13 protein-coding genes, 1 tRNA gene and 1 rRNA gene are annotated in these 17,542 nt (G+C 48.4%); 4 read left to right on the forward strand and 11 right to left on the reverse strand.

Annotation, left to right across the window (positions count from 1 at the left end):
• Nucleotides 1-50: 50 nt before the first annotated feature.
• Nucleotides 51-962, forward strand: a complete 912-nt coding sequence (gene rdgC / locus GCE9029_RS24755; RefSeq protein WP_197475424.1) for a recombination-associated protein RdgC — start codon at nt 51-53, stop codon at nt 960-962.
• A 69-nt stretch (nt 963-1,031) separates the two neighbouring features.
• Here the strand turns inward: rdgC and GCE9029_RS24760 are convergent, their stop codons facing one another.
• The gene (locus tag GCE9029_RS24760) at nt 1,032-2,309 is read right to left on the reverse strand and encodes a peptidoglycan DD-metalloendopeptidase family protein (protein ID WP_062667914.1); all 1,278 of its coding nucleotides are present in this window, start codon (nt 2,307-2,309) and stop codon (nt 1,032-1,034) included.
• A 260-nt stretch (nt 2,310-2,569) separates the two neighbouring features.
• Here GCE9029_RS24760 and trhP point away from each other — a divergent pair, with 260 nt between their 5' ends.
• A complete protein-coding gene (gene trhP, locus GCE9029_RS24765) occupies nt 2,570-3,967 on the forward strand; it encodes a prephenate-dependent tRNA uridine(34) hydroxylase TrhP (RefSeq protein WP_062667932.1) in 1,398 nt (465 codons plus the stop codon).
• 3 nt (nt 3,968-3,970) lie between these two features.
• A complete protein-coding gene (locus GCE9029_RS24770) occupies nt 3,971-4,225 on the forward strand; it encodes a YfhL family 4Fe-4S dicluster ferredoxin (RefSeq protein WP_046307415.1) in 255 nt (84 codons plus the stop codon).
• An 81-nt stretch (nt 4,226-4,306) separates the two neighbouring features.
• On the opposite strand, the gene mepA is transcribed toward GCE9029_RS24770, so the two are convergent.
• From mepA to GCE9029_RS24810, 8 genes are all read right to left on the reverse strand, one after another.
• Nucleotides 4,307-5,155, reverse strand: coding sequence for a penicillin-insensitive murein endopeptidase (gene mepA / locus GCE9029_RS24775; RefSeq protein ID WP_082804430.1), 849 nt, complete (start codon nt 5,153-5,155; stop codon nt 4,307-4,309).
• A gap of 157 nt (nt 5,156-5,312) precedes the next feature.
• Complete coding sequence (locus GCE9029_RS24780; RefSeq protein WP_062667916.1) at nt 5,313-7,244, reverse strand: TonB-dependent receptor domain-containing protein; 1,932 nt, start codon at nt 7,242-7,244, stop codon at nt 5,313-5,315.
• Between the two features lie 419 nt (nt 7,245-7,663).
• The gene (locus tag GCE9029_RS24785) at nt 7,664-8,368 is read right to left on the reverse strand and encodes a response regulator transcription factor (protein ID WP_062667918.1); all 705 of its coding nucleotides are present in this window, start codon (nt 8,366-8,368) and stop codon (nt 7,664-7,666) included.
• Between the two features lie 108 nt (nt 8,369-8,476).
• The gene (locus tag GCE9029_RS24790) at nt 8,477-9,343 is read right to left on the reverse strand and encodes a sugar phosphate isomerase/epimerase family protein (RefSeq protein WP_062667920.1); all 867 of its coding nucleotides are present in this window, start codon (nt 9,341-9,343) and stop codon (nt 8,477-8,479) included.
• A 1-nt stretch (nt 9,344) separates the two neighbouring features.
• Nucleotides 9,345-10,616, reverse strand: a complete 1,272-nt coding sequence (locus GCE9029_RS24795) for a DUF6005 family protein (protein WP_062667922.1) — start codon at nt 10,614-10,616, stop codon at nt 9,345-9,347.
• A gap of 9 nt (nt 10,617-10,625) precedes the next feature.
• Nucleotides 10,626-11,882 carry an AMP-binding protein gene (locus GCE9029_RS24800; RefSeq protein WP_062667924.1) on the reverse strand — a complete coding sequence of 419 codons (1,257 nt, stop codon included), beginning with the start codon at nt 11,880-11,882 and terminating at the stop codon, nt 10,626-10,628.
• Between the two features lie 7 nt (nt 11,883-11,889).
• Entirely contained in the window at nt 11,890-13,611 is a 1,722-nt protein-coding gene (locus GCE9029_RS24805) for an IucA/IucC family protein (RefSeq protein ID WP_062667926.1), read from the reverse strand.
• Nucleotides 13,598-15,388, reverse strand: coding sequence for an IucA/IucC family protein (locus tag GCE9029_RS24810; RefSeq protein WP_062667928.1), 1,791 nt, complete (start codon nt 15,386-15,388; stop codon nt 13,598-13,600). Before GCE9029_RS24810 ends, GCE9029_RS24805 begins: the two co-directional genes overlap by 14 nt.
• Nucleotides 15,389-15,594: 206 nt before the next feature.
• Here GCE9029_RS24810 and GCE9029_RS24815 point away from each other — a divergent pair, with 206 nt between their 5' ends.
• Nucleotides 15,595-16,956 carry an MATE family efflux transporter gene (locus GCE9029_RS24815; RefSeq protein WP_062667938.1) on the forward strand — a complete coding sequence of 454 codons (1,362 nt, stop codon included), beginning with the start codon at nt 15,595-15,597 and terminating at the stop codon, nt 16,954-16,956.
• A 369-nt stretch (nt 16,957-17,325) separates the two neighbouring features.
• On the opposite strand, the gene GCE9029_RS24820 is transcribed toward GCE9029_RS24815, so the two are convergent.
• Nucleotides 17,326-17,402: transfer RNA gene (locus tag GCE9029_RS24820), tRNA-Asp, on the reverse strand.
• Between the two features lie 15 nt (nt 17,403-17,417).
• A 5S ribosomal RNA gene (gene rrf, locus GCE9029_RS24825) occupies nt 17,418-17,533 on the reverse strand.
• Nucleotides 17,534-17,542: the final 9 nt, after the last annotated feature.

Here is a 17,542-nt window from a genome sequence, read left to right on the forward strand (position 1 = left end):
GCAATACCATGTGGCCTTTGTCATTACCGGATGGATAAAGCCTCGCCATGATTTGGTTCAAGAATATTTTCACCTACCGCCTGACCCGAGACATCGACCTCGACCCGGAGCATATCGAAAAACAACTGTCTGAATTCCGCTTCACGCCTTGTGGCAGTCAGGACATGCAAAAGTTCGGCTGGACCACCGCGCTGGGTAAACACGGCGACATGATGACGCACGTCAGTGATGGCAACATTCTTATCTGTGCCCGAAAAGAAGAGAAAATGCTGCCAGCCTCAGTGATCAAAGATTCACTGACCGCCAAAGTGGACGCGATGGAAAAAGAACAAGGCCGTCCGCTGAAGAAGAAAGAAAAAGACAGCATCAAAGATGACATCGTGATGGATTTGCTGCCACGTGCGTTCAGCCGTATGAGCCAAACCTACGCGCTGATTATGCCAAAAGCGGGTCTGGTGCTGGTTGATGCAGGTAGTTCTAAGAAAGCAGAAGACATTCTCGCGCTGCTGCGCAAATCTCTCGGCAGCTTGCCAGTGGTACCTGTTGAAACCAACAAGCCGGTTGAGCTGGCAATGACTGAGTGGGTTCGCTCTGGCAACGCACCAAAAGGCTTCGAAATCGGTGAAGAAGCCGAGCTGAAAGCCATTCTGGAACAAGGTGGCGTAATCCGTTGTAAGCAGCAGGATCTATCGAGCGATGAAATTCTGGCTCACATCGAAGCAGAAAAGTTAGTGACTAAGCTGGCGATGAACTGGCAAGACCGCATTGAGCTGATGCTGTGTGATGACATGTCCATCAAACGCATCAAGTTCTCGGAAGAACTTCGCGACCAGAACGCAGACATCGACCGCGAAGATATAGCGCAGCGTTTGGATGCGGACCTGTCACTAATGTGTGGTGAGCTGGGTGCTTTCCTGCCAAATCTTTATGAAGAACTTGGCGGTGTCGACAAAGGCGAGTAATCGTCTCTTGTTTATCCAGAAACTGAAACGGGGCGCAAAGCCCCGTTTTTTTATTCCTTTGACTCTTGCTTACTTGAACTGTGCTTTCAGCATCTTCTTGTCGTAAGCGGCAACAGATTTCTTAAAGTCGGTCATTTCTGCACGCGCGACAGACGTTGCCATTGGGATCTTCGCCGTCATCGGGTTCACCGCGCGGCCACGGATCAACAACTCGTAGTGAATGTGCGGGCCAGTAACCCGGCCACTTCGACCAGACAGCGCAATGCGTTGACCGCGGGTCACGCGCTGGCCCTTGCGCACCAGAATCTTACTGTTGTGCAAGTAGCGGGTTTTGTACTGATTGCCGTGGTCAACAACCACATATTTCCCCGCGTAAGGGTGGTTACGCACCATCACCACTACACCATCGCCAGTTGAAAGCACTGGCGTACCCGTTCTTACCGCGAAATCAGTCCCATTATGCGGCGAAACTCGGCCCGTCACCGGGTGTTTGCGGCGTGGGTTGAAGTGCGAACTGATACGCTCTTTACGATTAGTCGGATAACGCTGGAAGGCACGTTGCAGACTCTGACCGTCTTTGTCGTAGTAGTTGCCATCAGTATGTAGGTAGGCAGTAATAGGTCGGCCGCGACGCTCAATGCGGATCGCTTTAATTTCACGCGATCCACTCGCCTGCCCATCAACAAATTGTTCTGCACGAACCACTTCAAACTTATCCCCGGCACGAAGGTCGCGGGAGAAGTTCATCTTGTCCTTAAGCAGATTTGTAATGACTTCGACATCGTTATAGCTCAGGCCTGCACGACGTGCAGAAACCGAGAAGCTGCCTTCAATATCACCGACCGTGACAGTTTCGACCCAAGTCCCGGGAATCGAAACTTCATTGAATTCAAAGCTACCATCATCAAGCTGCACATATTGCGCCTTGGAAGCGATGTTGAATTCCAGTTCGAGTTTTTGCAAATGCTTCCCTGCTGGATCCACCCAGAATCGCAGGATGTCATCAGGTCGCAGGGTATCGATGCGAAGATGGTTAAGATCGGCTTCCATCAGCTTCAACAAATCGCTGTAAGGAATGCCAAGCTTCATGAAAATTTCGCTCAGGCTATCACCAGTTTGAATGGTGTATTCATAAGCTGGGAGGTCAACGGCGCTATCCGCCTTCACTGCTTCTTCTTTCTGGATAAAAGAAGGCACGACAGATTCTGGCAGATTGAGAGGGACAATTCGGATCGGCTCTTTTTGTAGCGTATTGATTGATACTGCTACCGTCACGAGCGACAAGCCCATCAGGCCAAGCATCGATTTAGACAGCAGGCTAAATCTCTTGGTTTTCTTTTCGTACATCAGTCCACTTCTCAATGTTGCAAGGTTCACCACGGTAACGCCGAGAATACCCTTACAACGTACATATCTTTTCAAACTACTGTCAAATCATTCACTAAAAAGGAATAAAGACATTAACCTTCCAAAAGACAATGTTTTCTGCAATTGGTTTCCCGATCCGAACTGGCTATGTTAACAAGATCACAGTAAAATCGCCCGCTCCTCCGCACCAATTTTTGATGCGGCCTGACTTATACTCAGAATTAGTAGAAGCAAAGACTATGTTTGTACCAGAACTTTTGTCCCCAGCCGGTAGCCTGAAAAACATGCGCTACGCCTTTGCCTATGGCGCTGACGCGGTATATGCCGGCCAACCTCGTTACAGCCTGCGTGTGCGTAACAATGAGTTCAACCACGAGAACCTGCAAATCGGTATCGATGAAGCGCATGCGCTTGGCAAAAAGTTCTATGTGGTATGTAACATCCAGCCGCACAACTCTAAGCTGAAAACCTTTATCCGCGACTTGAAGCCAGTGGTTGATATGGGCCCAGATGCGCTGATCATGTCTGATCCAGGCCTAATCATGATGGTACGTGAAGCATTCCCTGAGATGGCAATTCACCTCTCTGTGCAGGCGAACGCGGTGAACTGGGCAACGGTTAAGTTCTGGCAAACCCAAGGCGTTGAGCGTGTGATTCTTTCGCGCGAACTTTCGCTGGAAGAAATCGAAGAAATCCGCAAAGAAGTGCCTGAAATGGAGCTGGAAATCTTCGTTCACGGTGCACTTTGCATGGCTTACTCTGGCCGTTGTCTGTTGTCTGGCTACATCAACAAACGTGACCCTAACCAAGGCACCTGTACCAATGCATGCCGCTGGGAATACAAAACAGAGAAAGCGACGGAAGACGAAACAGGCCAAATCGTTGAGATCCAGCCTGCAGCATCAGTTCAAATCCAAGAAGCTGAAGAGCGTCCAGACAACACCATTGGTCTCGGCAAGCCTACTGATGAAGTGGTTCTCTTGAGCGAAGCACATCGCCCAGACGAAAAAATGGCGGCGTTTGAAGACGAGCACGGCACTTACATCATGAACTCGAAAGATCTGCGTGCAATTCAGCATGTAGACCGTCTGACTAAGATGGGTGTTCACTCGCTGAAAATCGAAGGCCGTACCAAGTCTTTCTACTACTGTGCACGTACCGCACAGGTTTATCGTAAAGCCATTGATGATGCCGTTGCAGGCAAACCGTTCGATGAAACCCTGATGACCACGCTGGAAAGCTTGGCTCACCGTGGTTACACCGAAGGCTTCCTGCGCCGTCACACTCACAGCGAATACCAAAACTACGACTACGGCTATTCAGTGTCTGACAGCCAGCAGTTTGTGGGCGAATTCACCGGTAAGCGCCGCGAAGGCATGGCGGAAGTGGAAGTGAAGAACAAGTTCATCACTGGCGATTCGCTGGAGCTGATGACGCCGAAAGGCAATGTAGTCTTTAAACTGGACGCGATGGAAAACCGCAAAGGTGAAACGATTGACGATGCGAAAGGTAATGGTCACTTCGTTTACATTCCAGTGCCGGAAGACATGGATCTGGAATTTGCGCTGCTAATGCGTAACCTGACCGACGGTGCGAACACCCGTAACCCAAATGCTCCACAAGCGGCGAGTGCGTAATCGATGGCACTGCTGATCACCGAGAAGTGCATTAACTGCGACATGTGTGATCCTGAATGTCCGAATGAAGCGATTACATTCGGCGCAGAGATCTACGAAATTGATCCGGACAAATGCACGGAATGCGTGGGTCACTATGAAAAGCCAACCTGTCAGTCGGTGTGCCCTATCACCAACTGCATCATCATTGATCCTGAGCATCAGGAAACCAATGATGAGTTACTGGAAAAGTTCGTCAAACTCCAGGGTTTGGTTTAAGCGTTATTGGTTTAATGAAGAAAAGCGCCTGTCGGCGCTTTTCTTGTATCTTGGCATTCTTTTTCGTCTGAATAAGAAGGCTTACTGGGTCAATACCACCTCGCACTGCCCCGGTTTTATCTTCACCCGCTTTTTCTTTGTGGTGGTCGCTACTGTTTTTGTATCGTCGACAGGTTTCGGGCGCCAACTAATAAGCTCAGCACCACACCCATCACCCGCTGGCGGTGCATTTTGGGAAATACAGTTTAAGCTTCCTTCAGGACATTGAAGCCTGACATGCATGTGATAGTGATGCCCCCACCAAGGTCGAACTTTACGTAGCCAGTTTCTGTCTTCCCATGCCATTTCACACAAGGTCTCTTTAATCACAGGGTGGACAAAAATACGCGCCACTTCTGGCTCAGAAGCCGCCACCTGAAACAAAATGGCATGTTCTTTCAGCCAGTTGTCTCGCTTCAGTGCATAGTTCTGTAAATCCACCATGCTGACGGCTGTCGGACTTTCCAAAGAATCTTTGGTTAATGATTCAGGCGCAAAACTCAGCCATATATCGGCGTCTAATCCCGTCTGGTGGCTGGAATGCCCTTTGGTGAAATTACCACCACGCGGCATTGAAATATCAGCAATCATCAAATCGTCCAAGCCAAAACCTTTGGTTTTCTTGGCCAGCTTGGTGAGATAGGCAATCATGTTCGGGTGGCCGTAATAACGGTTCCTTGAAGGGCGAATAACCTGATACCCCTCACCTTTCAGTGGCAAGGCTTCACCGCCACTCAAACATCCATTGGCATAACTACCAATCGACTGCTCAAGGCCGAGATACGGCTCTTGTACCTTCTCCCAAGGATTTGCACCTGCTGGTGACATGGCCATCCAGAATCCGAGAAGAAACATACAGATAAAAAGGATCATCAAAAGGTCTTTTTTCATGGTGTCATCGCCACTGAAGTTATCTATTGAAGCTTAGCAGTCAGGACTTAGGACAATCAGGGAAGGTTACGGGAAGAGAATAATTCTGCCGGGAAGATCAAAAACACACAGTAATCTAGAAGAGAAAAAAGGGGAGCCACGCTCCCCTTGTATAGGCTTAGAAGCCCCAGTTCAGACCTAGACGGATATTACGACCCGCCTCTAAAGGACCGTTGTAGTCTTCACCCAAGCTCGCCTGATCGCGGTAAGCTTTATCAAAGACGTTCTTCACAGACGCTGTCAGCGTCAGATCTTCACCAGAAATTGGCATCCACTGTGCGTAGAGGTCATGCACGCCGTATCCTGGTTTTTCATCTGTGCCATCTGGAACATCAGTCAGACGATCTACAAAACGACCTGTCCAGCCAAACTCAAGATCTTCGTTAGCATAGTAGCTTAGTGAGGTCACCAGCGTGTCACCGATTGAAGTACCAATATTCATACTGCCATCGTTCAGCGGCTCGCCATTCAGCTTAGGTTGTGCTCGGCTAAAGCCAATTGTCGCAGTCAGGCTATCCAGCTGATAGGCTGCAGTGATGTTGAAGCCTTTGTTGTCCAGTGTGCCGCTGTTCTCGTAAACGCTACTGTCGCGATCTATCACATCTTCAATTTTGCTATCAAAGACCTGCGCAGACACATAACCATTATCGAAGCTCCAGTTCACGGAAAACTCGGTATTTTTCGCGGTTTCGCCTTTACGATCCTGAGAGCTGTAAACGTAGTCCAGCAGCCAAAGTTCGCCCACTTGAGGACCACGGAACGCTTCTGCGTAACCCAGCACTACATTCAGATCTTTGGTGATGTAGTAAGTCACTGCGGCATTCGGGCTGAAACCGTTGTCTGAAATATCCGTGCCTTCAGAGCGGGTGTCACCATCACGCAGATCTTCGTCCAGTGAGTAACGGTCGTAGCGAGCACCCGCACTCAGAACCAGTGACTCTGTTGCGTTGTAATCACCCTGAACATAGACACCAAACTGATCGCCCTTATCTTCAAACGTTTGGCTACTGCCGCTGAACGTCGATGTGTCCTGACGGAAATCCGTACCGTAAATCACTGTCAGCTTTTCAAACGAAGAGGTATTACGGATGTCACCACCAATGGTTTCCGTGTTACCCACATAAGTGCCCCAACGAGGGTCGTTCAGTCGCTCGAGCTCAAGGTCGGTGTAGTAGAAAGTGGTATCGAGGTTCAGCCAGTTGCTGTTTGGCGCCAGAACATAATTCAGTGTCGCAGTGTCACGATAGGTTTTTTGCTCAAGCGGGTAGTTTCGCGAGAAGTCACCCATATGAGGGCGAGCATAACGTGTGGCTTTATCTTCTTTGCGCTCATAGCTGACGATAAGTGTTTGGTCTTCAGTCAACTCACCAACGACTTTAGCGAATCCAGAGCCATTTCGGAACCCAGTGTGCTCAGCCGTGTCACCGTTACCGTCTTTATAGTCATCTTGGTCGTTATAACCCAGAGAAGCTAAAACGCTAACACTGTCCGTTATTGCACCATAACCACTGGCTGTGGTTTTAAAACCATCAGTATTGTCGTTGAAAACGGTCTTCACACGCCCACCGAAGTTTTCACCTGCGGCTAAAAGTGCACGTGGGTCTTTGGTCTTCATTCGAATAGCACCACCCAACGCACCGGCACCATCAGTCGCGCGGCCAGCGCCTGCAGAAACCTCAACCTGTTCAAGCAGTTCTGGCTCGACAAACAGGCTACCTTGGTGGTGGAACAGAGAGCCAGATTGAACAGCACCGTCGATGGTGACATTCAGCATGGTGTCTTCAAGACCTCGGACATAGACTTTCTGTGCGTAATCGGTGCTACCACCCACAGACACTTCTGCGCTTGAACGGAAGATATCATTCAGGTCGTTTGCCTGAATAGCGTCCAACTGATCAGAATCGACAACAACTTCCGGTGCCGCCTGGGTGTTTCCGGTGACGACGATAGTTTCGTGGTCATCAGTATTGGCAATGGCAGATTGAGAAAACAGAGCAGCGATAACAGCGGCACTGAGTGGAGAGATTTTAAAAGAGCTTCCTTGAAACATTACAACGTCCTGCAACTACAATGATAATGATTCGCATTATTATTCATTGATACGTTGTGCTGTAAACGCCTTTTACAACTGTTACAAAGTAAGCCTAATGAAACTAATTTATTGATAAATAACATACCCAAACAGCCTGAAGATGCTCGCATTCAGAGGTCATCAATGCGTTCAATTCGAGGCAAATTTCGCGAGGAATAGTGGTTCTATTGCTGTGGAATTTAACGAAGAAGTGGGCGCATTGATGGCCTCCCTTCGGGCGAGTTGACTGGCGCCGTGCTCTTTGTTGTCCCTTTTTGATGGAGGTGACTACACCTGCAAAGGGACGCCGCGATCACACCACCAGTCAATCTCGCTGAATCCTGCATCTTCAGGTTATTTGGGTATAAATATATAAAAATAGCGCCATCTGGCGCTATTCAAGAGAAGCAATATCCTTTGCCATGAGCGGTCTGTAGTCGCTCTGCAGCCATCCCGACCCCCACCAGCTTCTTACGCACTCTGCTCAAATGCATATCAAGACTGCGATCGTACTTTTGGAAGTCCCTCGCCAATACCTGCCTGTAGAGAAAGTCTTTGGATAACACCTGATGTTGCTGGAACACCAATGTCCAGAGCAATTTGAACTGAATGGGTGTGACAGAGACTTCCTCTCCATCATAGAAAACAGTCTGATATTTTCTGTCCAGTACCAACTCGTCCACCACCAATTGGGTTTTGTTCTCCTTGGTAGGAATCTGGGCGCTTCGCCTTAGCACGGCAGCAGCACGCCAAACGATTTCATCCAGAGGCTGCTGCCTCGTTATATAGTCATCAGCGCCAAACAAAAAGCAGTTCATGCAATCATGATGATTATAAGTATCATCCAACATCAGAATCGGTGTTGTCGCCTCCTGTCGGTAACGTTTCAACAATCGAAAACCTTCCATTTCAGGTAGGTCAGCGGCAAAAATGACCAAGTCAAGGTTGGTGGTTCGATAGATGTCTGAAGCCTGCGAATCTGAGACACAACGCCTGATGGCAAAGCCTTTCTCATTGAAGCGATGTATCAGCTTTTCGCAATACGTCCGGTTTCTGTCAACAATCAGGATTTGCCCTGCCGATGGCGCACTGTGTAGGGACATTCCGTTACCTAAAGGTTATTAACTCATAAACGATAATGATTTCGATTATCAATATCATCATTTAAAGTTAAAGCACAAACCTGCTTTAGGGAGATCGAGATCACACAATCAGGTTAAATAATCTGGGCAGCCAACAATTCTTGATGAGTTCTCTCTCAATAAGCTCAGTTTCATTTCATCCAATGCCGCTTTGTCATCCAACAATGTCTGTTTCACATTATGTCCAAACCATTCTAACGATGCCGTCGCGTTGGGTTTACCCAGCACCTGTGGCAAAAACTGTTGATAGTCCATTGCCCCTTCCAGCAACGGCACCATACCGTATCGACTCCCAGCAGGTGAGTAGACGTTTTCCGGAGCGAAAACGGTTAACAGTTCCCGCGACAGCACATTCTTGAGGTGATAATGACCAACGTGCTCTTCTACCTGCTGGTGAAATTGAGCCGGATCCTCACCGGACTCCCACACATGCAAGGTGTCGTAATTAAGCTTCAGTGCTGGGTGGTCAACTTCTTCAATCAGCTGCACGATTGACGATGAGGTATCAGCCAGCGTGCCGGGATGAGTTTCTACCAGCACATCTAAACCCTGATCAGCGGCGTACTCACAGATCCCTTTTAGGCGCTGAGTCATTTCTTTGCGCGCTATGGCCCCAACATCTCTGCTCGCTTGGTGGCCGGCAAAAGTTCGTACCTTTTTGGTATCCCACTGTTTTGCCAAACGACAGATATGTCGGCATTTTTGCCAAGCATTACGCTTATCGCCCGCAATGGGCAAATAGTCACTCAACATAGAAATCGATAGTCCCATGTCGTTGAGCCATTTGGCATCATATTGTGGCTGTGCCTCCAGGCTCAGGGCATGAGCTCCCCAAAGCTCAATACCCTGAAACCCGTGGCAACAAGCCCATTCCGCCAGATTGTCCATAGAAACAAGCTGGTGTCGGAATGAAATGGTACAGATTGAAAGCTGCATATCAGGCAACCTCTACTGCCGCTTCAAGCGGTAAATCGTTCAGTTCGCACCAATCACGATAGACTTCGTTGAGGCGTTTTTTGATGCGAAACTCTGTACGATCCTGCTTGTTCAACAAGGCATAGATCTCGACCTGCAGATCCAGATCGCCGGTTTCTGCCAGCTTCATGATTTGGTATTGGATCCGACTATAGGTTTGGATGAGCTCTTCAATCACATCACACCAGATCTCAAAATCATCATCAGGCAGACCAAGCGCGCGCCAGAAGAAAGCGAAGCCGTGCTCGTAGGCATATTTGCGCACTGCGATCACCCGAATTTCGCGCAATGCCAATGACAGGTCCGTGAGTTTTATCCCTGCATAGCCGCGGACATGAGCGTCCAGAATACGTCGAATGGCACTCGTCAGTGGGTTGCCGTCAGCAATAAAGCACGCCTCAAAGTAAGCTTGAACATCGCGGTCATCCGCATGCTTTAAACCGGTTTCATCCAACAGGTAGCCACCTGCCACACTCGGTTGGGAAATTGCATTGAAGATACGTGCGCTTTCGAGCTCTCCTTCCCAACGGAAATCCGGATCGGACATAAACAGGGTTTTAGGATCATGGGTGTTCTCAAGCATCACGTAGTGTGGAAAAGGATTCTGATTGAACTTATTCTCACGCTCCGGCAATTGATACATATCCAGCATCACCATCAGGTGTGAGGTTTCTGCTTTGGTTGCCAACAGACGCTGCATTTCTTCAATGTTGTCTTGTTTGGTTTTGCCTTCGTCATACCAAGGATCCAGTGCCACACCATATAGGCGGTGATACCAATCCAGGAAACTTCCATGGTTTATCTCGTCGGAGTGATATTGAAGCTGGTAGTTCTCACTGATGGTGAAGGTCGCATCCCAAACACCAAAGTAGAATGGACGGTGATCAATACCTTTTCGCTTTAAAGACTCACAGACGCAACTGACAAAGCAATGCACTTTGACGTCTTCAAATTCTTCCTCCTGCGCCTTCTGCGCGGGCTCATTACGTTCAATGCGACATAGGAAGTCCGCCAGACTGGACACTGTCGCGTAGTCTGCCGCGGTAATATTTTCCTCCGGCACGGTCAAGCCCAGATCCAGCTCAAGGTGCAGGATTAGCTGAAGGATCAGCACCGAATCCAGATAAAGGTCTTCATTCAGCCTTGCACTCTCACTGAATTTTTCCATGTGGGCATTTTGCATGTTGTCGCTCAATACCTGGCGAATGGATGCAATTAATTGTTCGCGTTCCATGGGTGCTCCTTAACCTATCGCTGGAATGGAAATTTTGCTTTGAGACAGCGCGTTACGGTTGATCTTTCCGTTGGCCATCTTTTCAATCACTGTGCATTGTTCGATATCGACAGGCAGTTGATAGGATGCCAGCCGTGTCGAACACCATTTTCGGATCCGGCTTGGTTCAAGTGCATTGCTTGCCACAAACTGCAGACAGACCCGTTCACCTGACAGCGGATCCGAGCGTTTGAAGACCACAGCTTCGGAGATCTCTGCGATCTCAAGCACCACGTTCTCGACGTCCTGTGGGTACACATTCAGGCCAGAGACATTAATCATGTCGTCTGCACGGGAAACGAAGATCAACTGACCCTGCTCATCGAAATAGCCCAGATCTTTGGTGAAGATGATGTCATCCCCTTTTTGCACCACGATCTCCCCCGGTCTTGAAGTGTCGATACCGGCATTGACCTTGAGATGTCCAAGCGGAGTACCGATGTGATTCGCCGCTTTTGTATCCGAATTAATGGCAATACAACCAGCTTCTGAGCAGCCATATTGCTGGAAGACGTGTTTGGCTTTTGCACGAAGCGCCTCAAACCAGGCTTTGGGTAACACAGTGCCCGAGGTCATCACGGCATTCAGTTGTTGGCCTTTCGGGTAAAGCTGCACCACTGAGTGAATCAAAGCAGGGGACGAATACAGCAAATGGTCTGGCGTCGTCATCAGCTTTTTCAGCAGGAATTTCGGGTTAATGTTGTTAATGATGACTGGTGATTGACCACGCTTCAGTGCCACAAATACGCCAGCAATCAAGCCATAGGAATGGGTGATCGGGCAGGCAATCAGTGGAGTCATCTTGTTCGGCTTTTTGAACTTCGCGACGTAGCTTTCTACTTCTTCATCGATTGAAGACCAGCTTCGAGTGATCACCTTTGGTTCACCGGTGGTACCGGAACTGGTTTGCACAAGCACAGCCACGTCATCATCACGTTCCTGCTGAAGCGACATCGCAGGCTGCCCTTGTTCAAATAGCAGGACGTGGCACTGAGCACGTGTCGCTAATCGTTTGGCAGCAAGACGGGGAGTGGGTGCGAAAATGGGGTAAAAAGAGCCGCCATTGGCTTTCAGGTACAAACACACCGCCAGCAGATAAGCTGGGTCTTCTGTGCATACAGCAAAACGCTTCCCTGCGCAGCTGCCAAGTTCAGGGTGTGAGCGGAATGCTTCGTTACTGCGCTCAAAGAATTCATGACTGAAAAAGTCATCATTTACGTAAATCATAACGTCCCTATTTTTGAGAATATTTATGAAATGGGTTGGGCACCATATGGTGACACTCAGCGTGACTTCCTCTGAACTTTCGGGTCATCAGAGATTCCGTCAGAACTTGCGCGTTTGTGTAACCAAGTTGCTGCAAGCGACTATCAAGTTCTGGGTGGTCATCGGCATAGTCTTCGAGCTTTTGGCCTACCATGTTCCAAAAGCTTTGTTCACTCATGCCATAGCTTTTTTCTATGAGGAAAGAGACCTCTGTCAGGCTGTAAATAAAGAGGGTGTCCATCACCAATTCACGCAATAACTCCACCGAGCTCATGCCGTAGTAGTCATCGATAGGAGCATCTGCGAGGAAAGGTTCAATGGAAGCAAAATCTGGTAACCATTCTGGATTGGCCAGAAATGGCAGGTGATATTCCACGCTTTCGTGGAAATCCCGCACTATGACTCGTTCCGGCCAGCCATCACGATGAACCAACACCATGTTCTGACCATGAGGTTCAATACCAATGCCGTGTTTGACCAGCAAGTGCCATACAGGCAGCACCACGACATCGATTAAGCGGCTCAACCAGATATTCAAGCCATAGGTTTCTACCCAACCAGCAATGAAAGGTAAGCCGTCATCTTCAAGTATCATCAATGCATTGAAGGGAATCGCTGACTCCCCCTCACGCAATTTTGGCTGCACACTTTCGCGGAAAATAACCGCTACTTCTGAAGCGAGCGGAGACGTTTCAGATGTCATCCCGGGCACATGGAAACGGGCACCTGCGTACTCTTCCAAAATAGAGAGCGCCGACAGTTCGAAGTCACTTTCAATAATCCGGTTAAGCCAAGAAGAAACCACAGGCGCCAGACAAATAGAGTGCGGTGCCAATGTGCGCTTCGATGAGGTATTCACCATGCTCAAAGGCAATTTGATATTGGCTCTATCGGAATAGCTTGCATTCATTAAGGTGCGAACAGATTGCGATGCGGTGTATTGATCCGCCCCCAAGCCCAGAAATATGAGGGTTTGATCCGAAAGTGGCTCAAGCAACTGTTCTTGCTTCAACTGTTGCCATTGCCATGGATGCATGGGCAACAGCGAATATTCATCCCAACTTTTGTCCTGCGCACTCAATGCCCCAGAGAGTCTTAACCACTGTGTACGACCAAGCTCTTTGAGCCAGAAAGCGTCATGGGGTTGTGGTAAATTTTGTTTGATGTGGGTGCGCTTAACGGCGAGCCAACAAAGGTAAAAAGGCTTGGAAGATTCAGGACCGTAAGCCTCGTGATCTGCTGAACTGAATCCGGTACGAGCCTTGAAGGAAGGATGGTAAGGATGTCCTTCATCAAGCGAGCCTTCCAAGATTTCAAAATCCTGGTAGCGACGGGATTCAGGCTTACTAACATGTCGGCGGTTCCATTCGCAAAGGGCAGCTGTTTGTGAGAACTCTTCGGCAAGCGCGTATTTGGTTTTCTCTGTTGCAGGCAAATCTTCAACGATCTGCTGCCAATGCGCAGCAACATTGGCGCGAACACCATCGATACAGAGCGACTGAATATCGAGTCGATAACGACCAAATGCGCCTCGCTGACCTGAGATGAGATATTCTCTTCCCCCAAGCTTCCAAGCAAACTTCCCTTCTTTGTCAGAGACTTCAACGCAATTTTCAAACAGTACCGCTTCTAACAGTTGCTTGATGACTCTTTCAATCGCTGACAAGTTCTGGCTATTAGGCAGAGGCATAACTCACCTCCATCGGTTCTTCCAGACAAGTCATCACAAGCGGGTTGGAAATCGTGCAGTAGATAGCTTGTTCGTTATCTGCCAGCAGTTCATCGACATCATGAACACGGGTTAACAAGTTGGCTTTTACCGGGATAGCTGACTCTGAAAGCAGCCTTTCGACAAACAGTTTTCCCGCACCGGAAAGGTTGTTTCTAAGCGCATAGAGCCTCTGCTGAACGAAGCTGATAAGAATTCGCTCTTCAACCAGGCCATCTGCTCCCATGCGGCCAATGACGGAGAACAGATGGTTGATGAACAGGTAATAAGCAAAACGATCGCAGATAACATCGTCATCGAAATAGAGAGAGTCTACGGTGACAGAATCCGGCTCCATGGTTTCCAGATATCCACGATACGCTTTGGAAAGATAGAAGCCTTGGTTATCACGGAAGTAATAAACCGAGGGAAGCCCCTCTTTCATCTCAATCACACTGTTTTGCTGGTGAGCTTCAAGCGCAATTCCATGTTCGTCATAAAGCGCAATCATTGGCTCTATGGCGCATTCCCAGTATTTGGCGAACCACTTGATGGCAATGCGCAGGTAATCTGCTTCATTTCGGTTCGCAAGCTTGCTGATGACGTCATAAAGCATTGAGCTTTCACCTGGCATTGGAGACTGAGTCAATGCCGCGATGGTAACGACATCTTGATCATTGCCTTCAGGGAAAGGATTCTCGCGTATGATGACTTCAAAACCACTTTCTTCCTGACCAGGCAAATCGACTGTGATGTATGCGGGATCAGTAATGACCTTGAAGCAAGCATGGCGCTCACTGAAACCCGTTTTTCGATATAAGGTCGCCATGACCACACCAGCATCCAGCTCATGGCGCTTGTTAACACGCAGTGAGTTGGTGATTTTTACTGGCAGGGAGAATTTGTACATCCAATCCAGATTCGGGTGATAGAGAGAGCGCACAGAAGATGTAGCAGTAAACTCTGGGCCATAACTTCCCAAATCCTTAATATCGCCTGCCTTTATCAACTCTCGAATATCATTTTGATGAAGAAGCCACTGCGCTTGAAGGGGATGCATGGGAACCACAATATGGGTTTCTGGTTTATCCGCCGCTGCAGGCAAAGATTCAGTGATCACTTCTTCTGCGGTCAACGGGATCGCTGACCGTTGCTTGATCAGAGCATGATCAATACTGAAGTAGTGAAGGGGAAAGCGCCCTTTTGTTTCAGGTGCATAGAATGCATGGTGATATTCCAGCATTCCCTGACGACTTTTCGGTGTGGGGTGTTGCCAGTGACCAAAAAGCAATGATTGTTCAGCGTCAATGAAATTTGGCTTGCTGAGCGATGGATCACCACGACGCTCTTCAATGTATTGCGTCATTAATCTCTGGCTTTCAATCACACGGAGCATGAGCTCTTGCTTGCATTCAAAAGCAGCTGACTTGGCGTGGAAGATCCCTTCGATCAGTTGTTGTAAAGCATGCGTCTCTGAGACCACTTTCCAAGAGAACTTATCAACTTGAATCAGTACTTTGCCAAATCGGTGATTCCCCACCAATGAGCGGTATTCAACGTTTACGGCAAGCTTTCCTGCCAAGTGTGGCAGTGAAATCTCGACAATCCACTTGTCTTTTGCCACATCCCCCAATCGACCCACCGACATCTGCCAGCGTGAAGCGGGAGACCAATCTCCAGCATCGACCTCTTTCAGGTAACAGTTAAAGAATGCTTGAAAGGATGCTTTCTCTGCGATGTTGCTGGCTATCTGACTCACGTTTCCCTCGCCTTATACCAAGCGCGCCTGAATGGCGTTTAATCTGATAAGGCCAAGGATCCTAATTGATATTAATTCTCATTACACTAAAAGTTACCATTGTTACAACACGTCATAAGGTAAGTCCCACATCACCTTTATTGCACGTGAAGATGGTTTTCTCTTCACGCATCATGACCATCCATTATTCTCTCTATACAAAGATTATGACTTCCAAGAACCGTGTGTTGGACGCACCGATAGTCCCGACCTTCTTCTATTTCGCCATCCCTTCATTCATTGGTCTCGTTGCTATATCAAGCGCCAGTATTGTTGATGGGATGTTCGTCGGCAGATTTCTGGGTGCCGACGCACTGGCGGCCATCAATCTGCTCATTCCTTACATCACGTTTGTTTTCGCCGTGTCTTTGATGATTGCAATTGGCGGAACTGTTCAAGCTGGGGAACATATAGGCAAGGACGAACTTGATAAAGCCAATGCAGCCTTTACGCAGTCTATGTTAGGCGCATTTGGGTTCAGTGCGTCGATGGCGATTATCAGCTCCATATTCAGCACAGAACTCTTTTACTTTCTAGGCGCACCGGTTTCACTTCATCCGCTCATGGAGCGTTATTTCAGTGTTCTCACCGTCTGTATGATTGTCCAGCTGACTACCATGGTGCTCTATTATTTTGTACGCGCTGATGGTTTCCCAATGCTAGCAACCGCCGCGCTTATGGTAGGCGCAGCGACCAACATCACTCTTGATTACGTTTTCCTGGGAATACTGGGACTCGGGATAGAGTGGGCTGCGTGGGCGACAACCTTTGCTCAGTTACTTCAGTTATCGGTGCTTATTTTCTATTTCGCGAAACCTTCGAGAACCTTGTCGCTCTCTAAAGCGGGATTGGAGATACGGAAGTTTGTGAGCGCGCTTATCAACGGCGCTTCGGAATTCATTAATGAAATTTCCGTAGGTATCGTTATCTTCACCGTACATTGGTTACTGATGAAAAATGGCGGTCAGGAAGCAGTCGCGGGATTTTCAATTGCTAACTACATTTTGTTCGTCAGCATGATGATGTTCTACGGCGTGGTCGATGCTATCCATATTTTAGTCAGTCAAAACAAAGGGGCGGGTAACCTATACCGCATCAATCGTTTCATGGCACTCGCTGCAACCACCATTGTGTTTATTAGCAGTGCCTTGGTTTATCTTTGCCTTGTAAAGCCCGATACAGTTACCGAGCTTTTCCTGACAGATTTGGATGAGAAAGCATCTTCACATGCTCTCAGTTACATCGCCATCATTTGGCCATGCCTGATGCTAAGCGGAATTAACGTTCTTATTTCCGCTTACTTCACCGCAATGCAACTGCCAAAACAATCAGCAGCCATCGCGTTGAGTCGAGGGTTGGTACTGCCTGTTTCACTGATCTTCGGTTTGGTTATTTTCTTTAAAGACCAACACTTCCTGACTGCGCTTCCTCTCGCCGAATTCTTTACTCTCCTCATAGCCTGCGCTCTGTTTATAAGGCAGCAAAAGCACATGAATGTAAAAAGGCCTCTAGCGACCAACAATGCTTAAACGACAAAGCCCTGCTGAACCAGCAGGGCTTTAAATAATATCGAGTCATCTTCCCGCCTGTCCTTCCACAATCAACATCAACATGCCCAGTTGAATCACGAATTCATGCTCATCCGTTAAAGAAGACTCAAACCATAAAGAAGAGAAGCTTAGAGTGGGCTGCAAAAAGGATTTCTAGTCGCACACAGTAAGTGGTATTTACTTCTGGCACGGCGGCTCAAAGTGAGCAGAATTATGCTGGATCGCAGATAGCAAAAAACCTAAGCCTTTCGACAGGGAAGTACAGTTTGAGGTTTCTTGTGACGAATAAATTTGCTTTATCGTAAACGAAAGAAAGCCCCGCTATTTCTAGCGGGGCTTCTTAAGAAGTGGCGGAGCGGACGGGACTCGAACCCGCGACCCCCGGCGTGACAGGCCGGTATTCTAACCAACTGAACTACCGCTCCACACTTAAATTGGAAGCCTGGCGATGTCCTACTCTCACATGGGGAGACCCCACACTACCATCGGCGCTGTTACGTTTCACTACTGAGTTCGGCATGGAGTCAGGTGGGTCCATAACGCTATGGTCGCCAAGCAAATTCTG

The organism is Grimontia celer, assembly GCF_900055185.1.
Lineage (GTDB): Bacteria > Pseudomonadota > Gammaproteobacteria > Enterobacterales > Vibrionaceae > Enterovibrio > Enterovibrio celer.

Bases quoted from the DNA above. Each gene is read 5' to 3' on its own strand.
- GCE9029_RS24760 (WP_062667914.1), bottom strand. From the start codon at position 2,309: ATGTACGAAAAGAAAACCAAGAGATTTAGCCTGCTGTCTAAATCGATG.
- trhP (WP_062667932.1), top strand. From the start codon at position 2,570: ATGTTTGTACCAGAACTTTTGTCCCCAGCCGGTAGCCTGAAAAACATG.
- GCE9029_RS24770 (WP_046307415.1), top strand. From the start codon at position 3,971: ATGGCACTGCTGATCACCGAGAAGTGCATTAACTGCGACATGTGTGAT.
- mepA (WP_082804430.1), bottom strand. From the start codon at position 5,155: ATGAAAAAAGACCTTTTGATGATCCTTTTTATCTGTATGTTTCTTCTC.
- GCE9029_RS24780 (WP_062667916.1), bottom strand. From the start codon at position 7,244: ATGTTTCAAGGAAGCTCTTTTAAAATCTCTCCACTCAGTGCCGCTGTT.
- GCE9029_RS24785 (WP_062667918.1), bottom strand. From the start codon at position 8,368: ATGTCCCTACACAGTGCGCCATCGGCAGGGCAAATCCTGATTGTTGAC.
- GCE9029_RS24790 (WP_062667920.1), bottom strand. From the start codon at position 9,343: ATGCAGCTTTCAATCTGTACCATTTCATTCCGACACCAGCTTGTTTCT.
- GCE9029_RS24795 (WP_062667922.1), bottom strand. From the start codon at position 10,616: ATGGAACGCGAACAATTAATTGCATCCATTCGCCAGGTATTGAGCGAC.
- GCE9029_RS24800 (WP_062667924.1), bottom strand. From the start codon at position 11,882: ATGATTTACGTAAATGATGACTTTTTCAGTCATGAATTCTTTGAGCGC.
- GCE9029_RS24805 (WP_062667926.1), bottom strand. From the start codon at position 13,611: ATGCCTCTGCCTAATAGCCAGAACTTGTCAGCGATTGAAAGAGTCATC.
- GCE9029_RS24815 (WP_062667938.1), top strand. From the start codon at position 15,595: ATGACTTCCAAGAACCGTGTGTTGGACGCACCGATAGTCCCGACCTTC.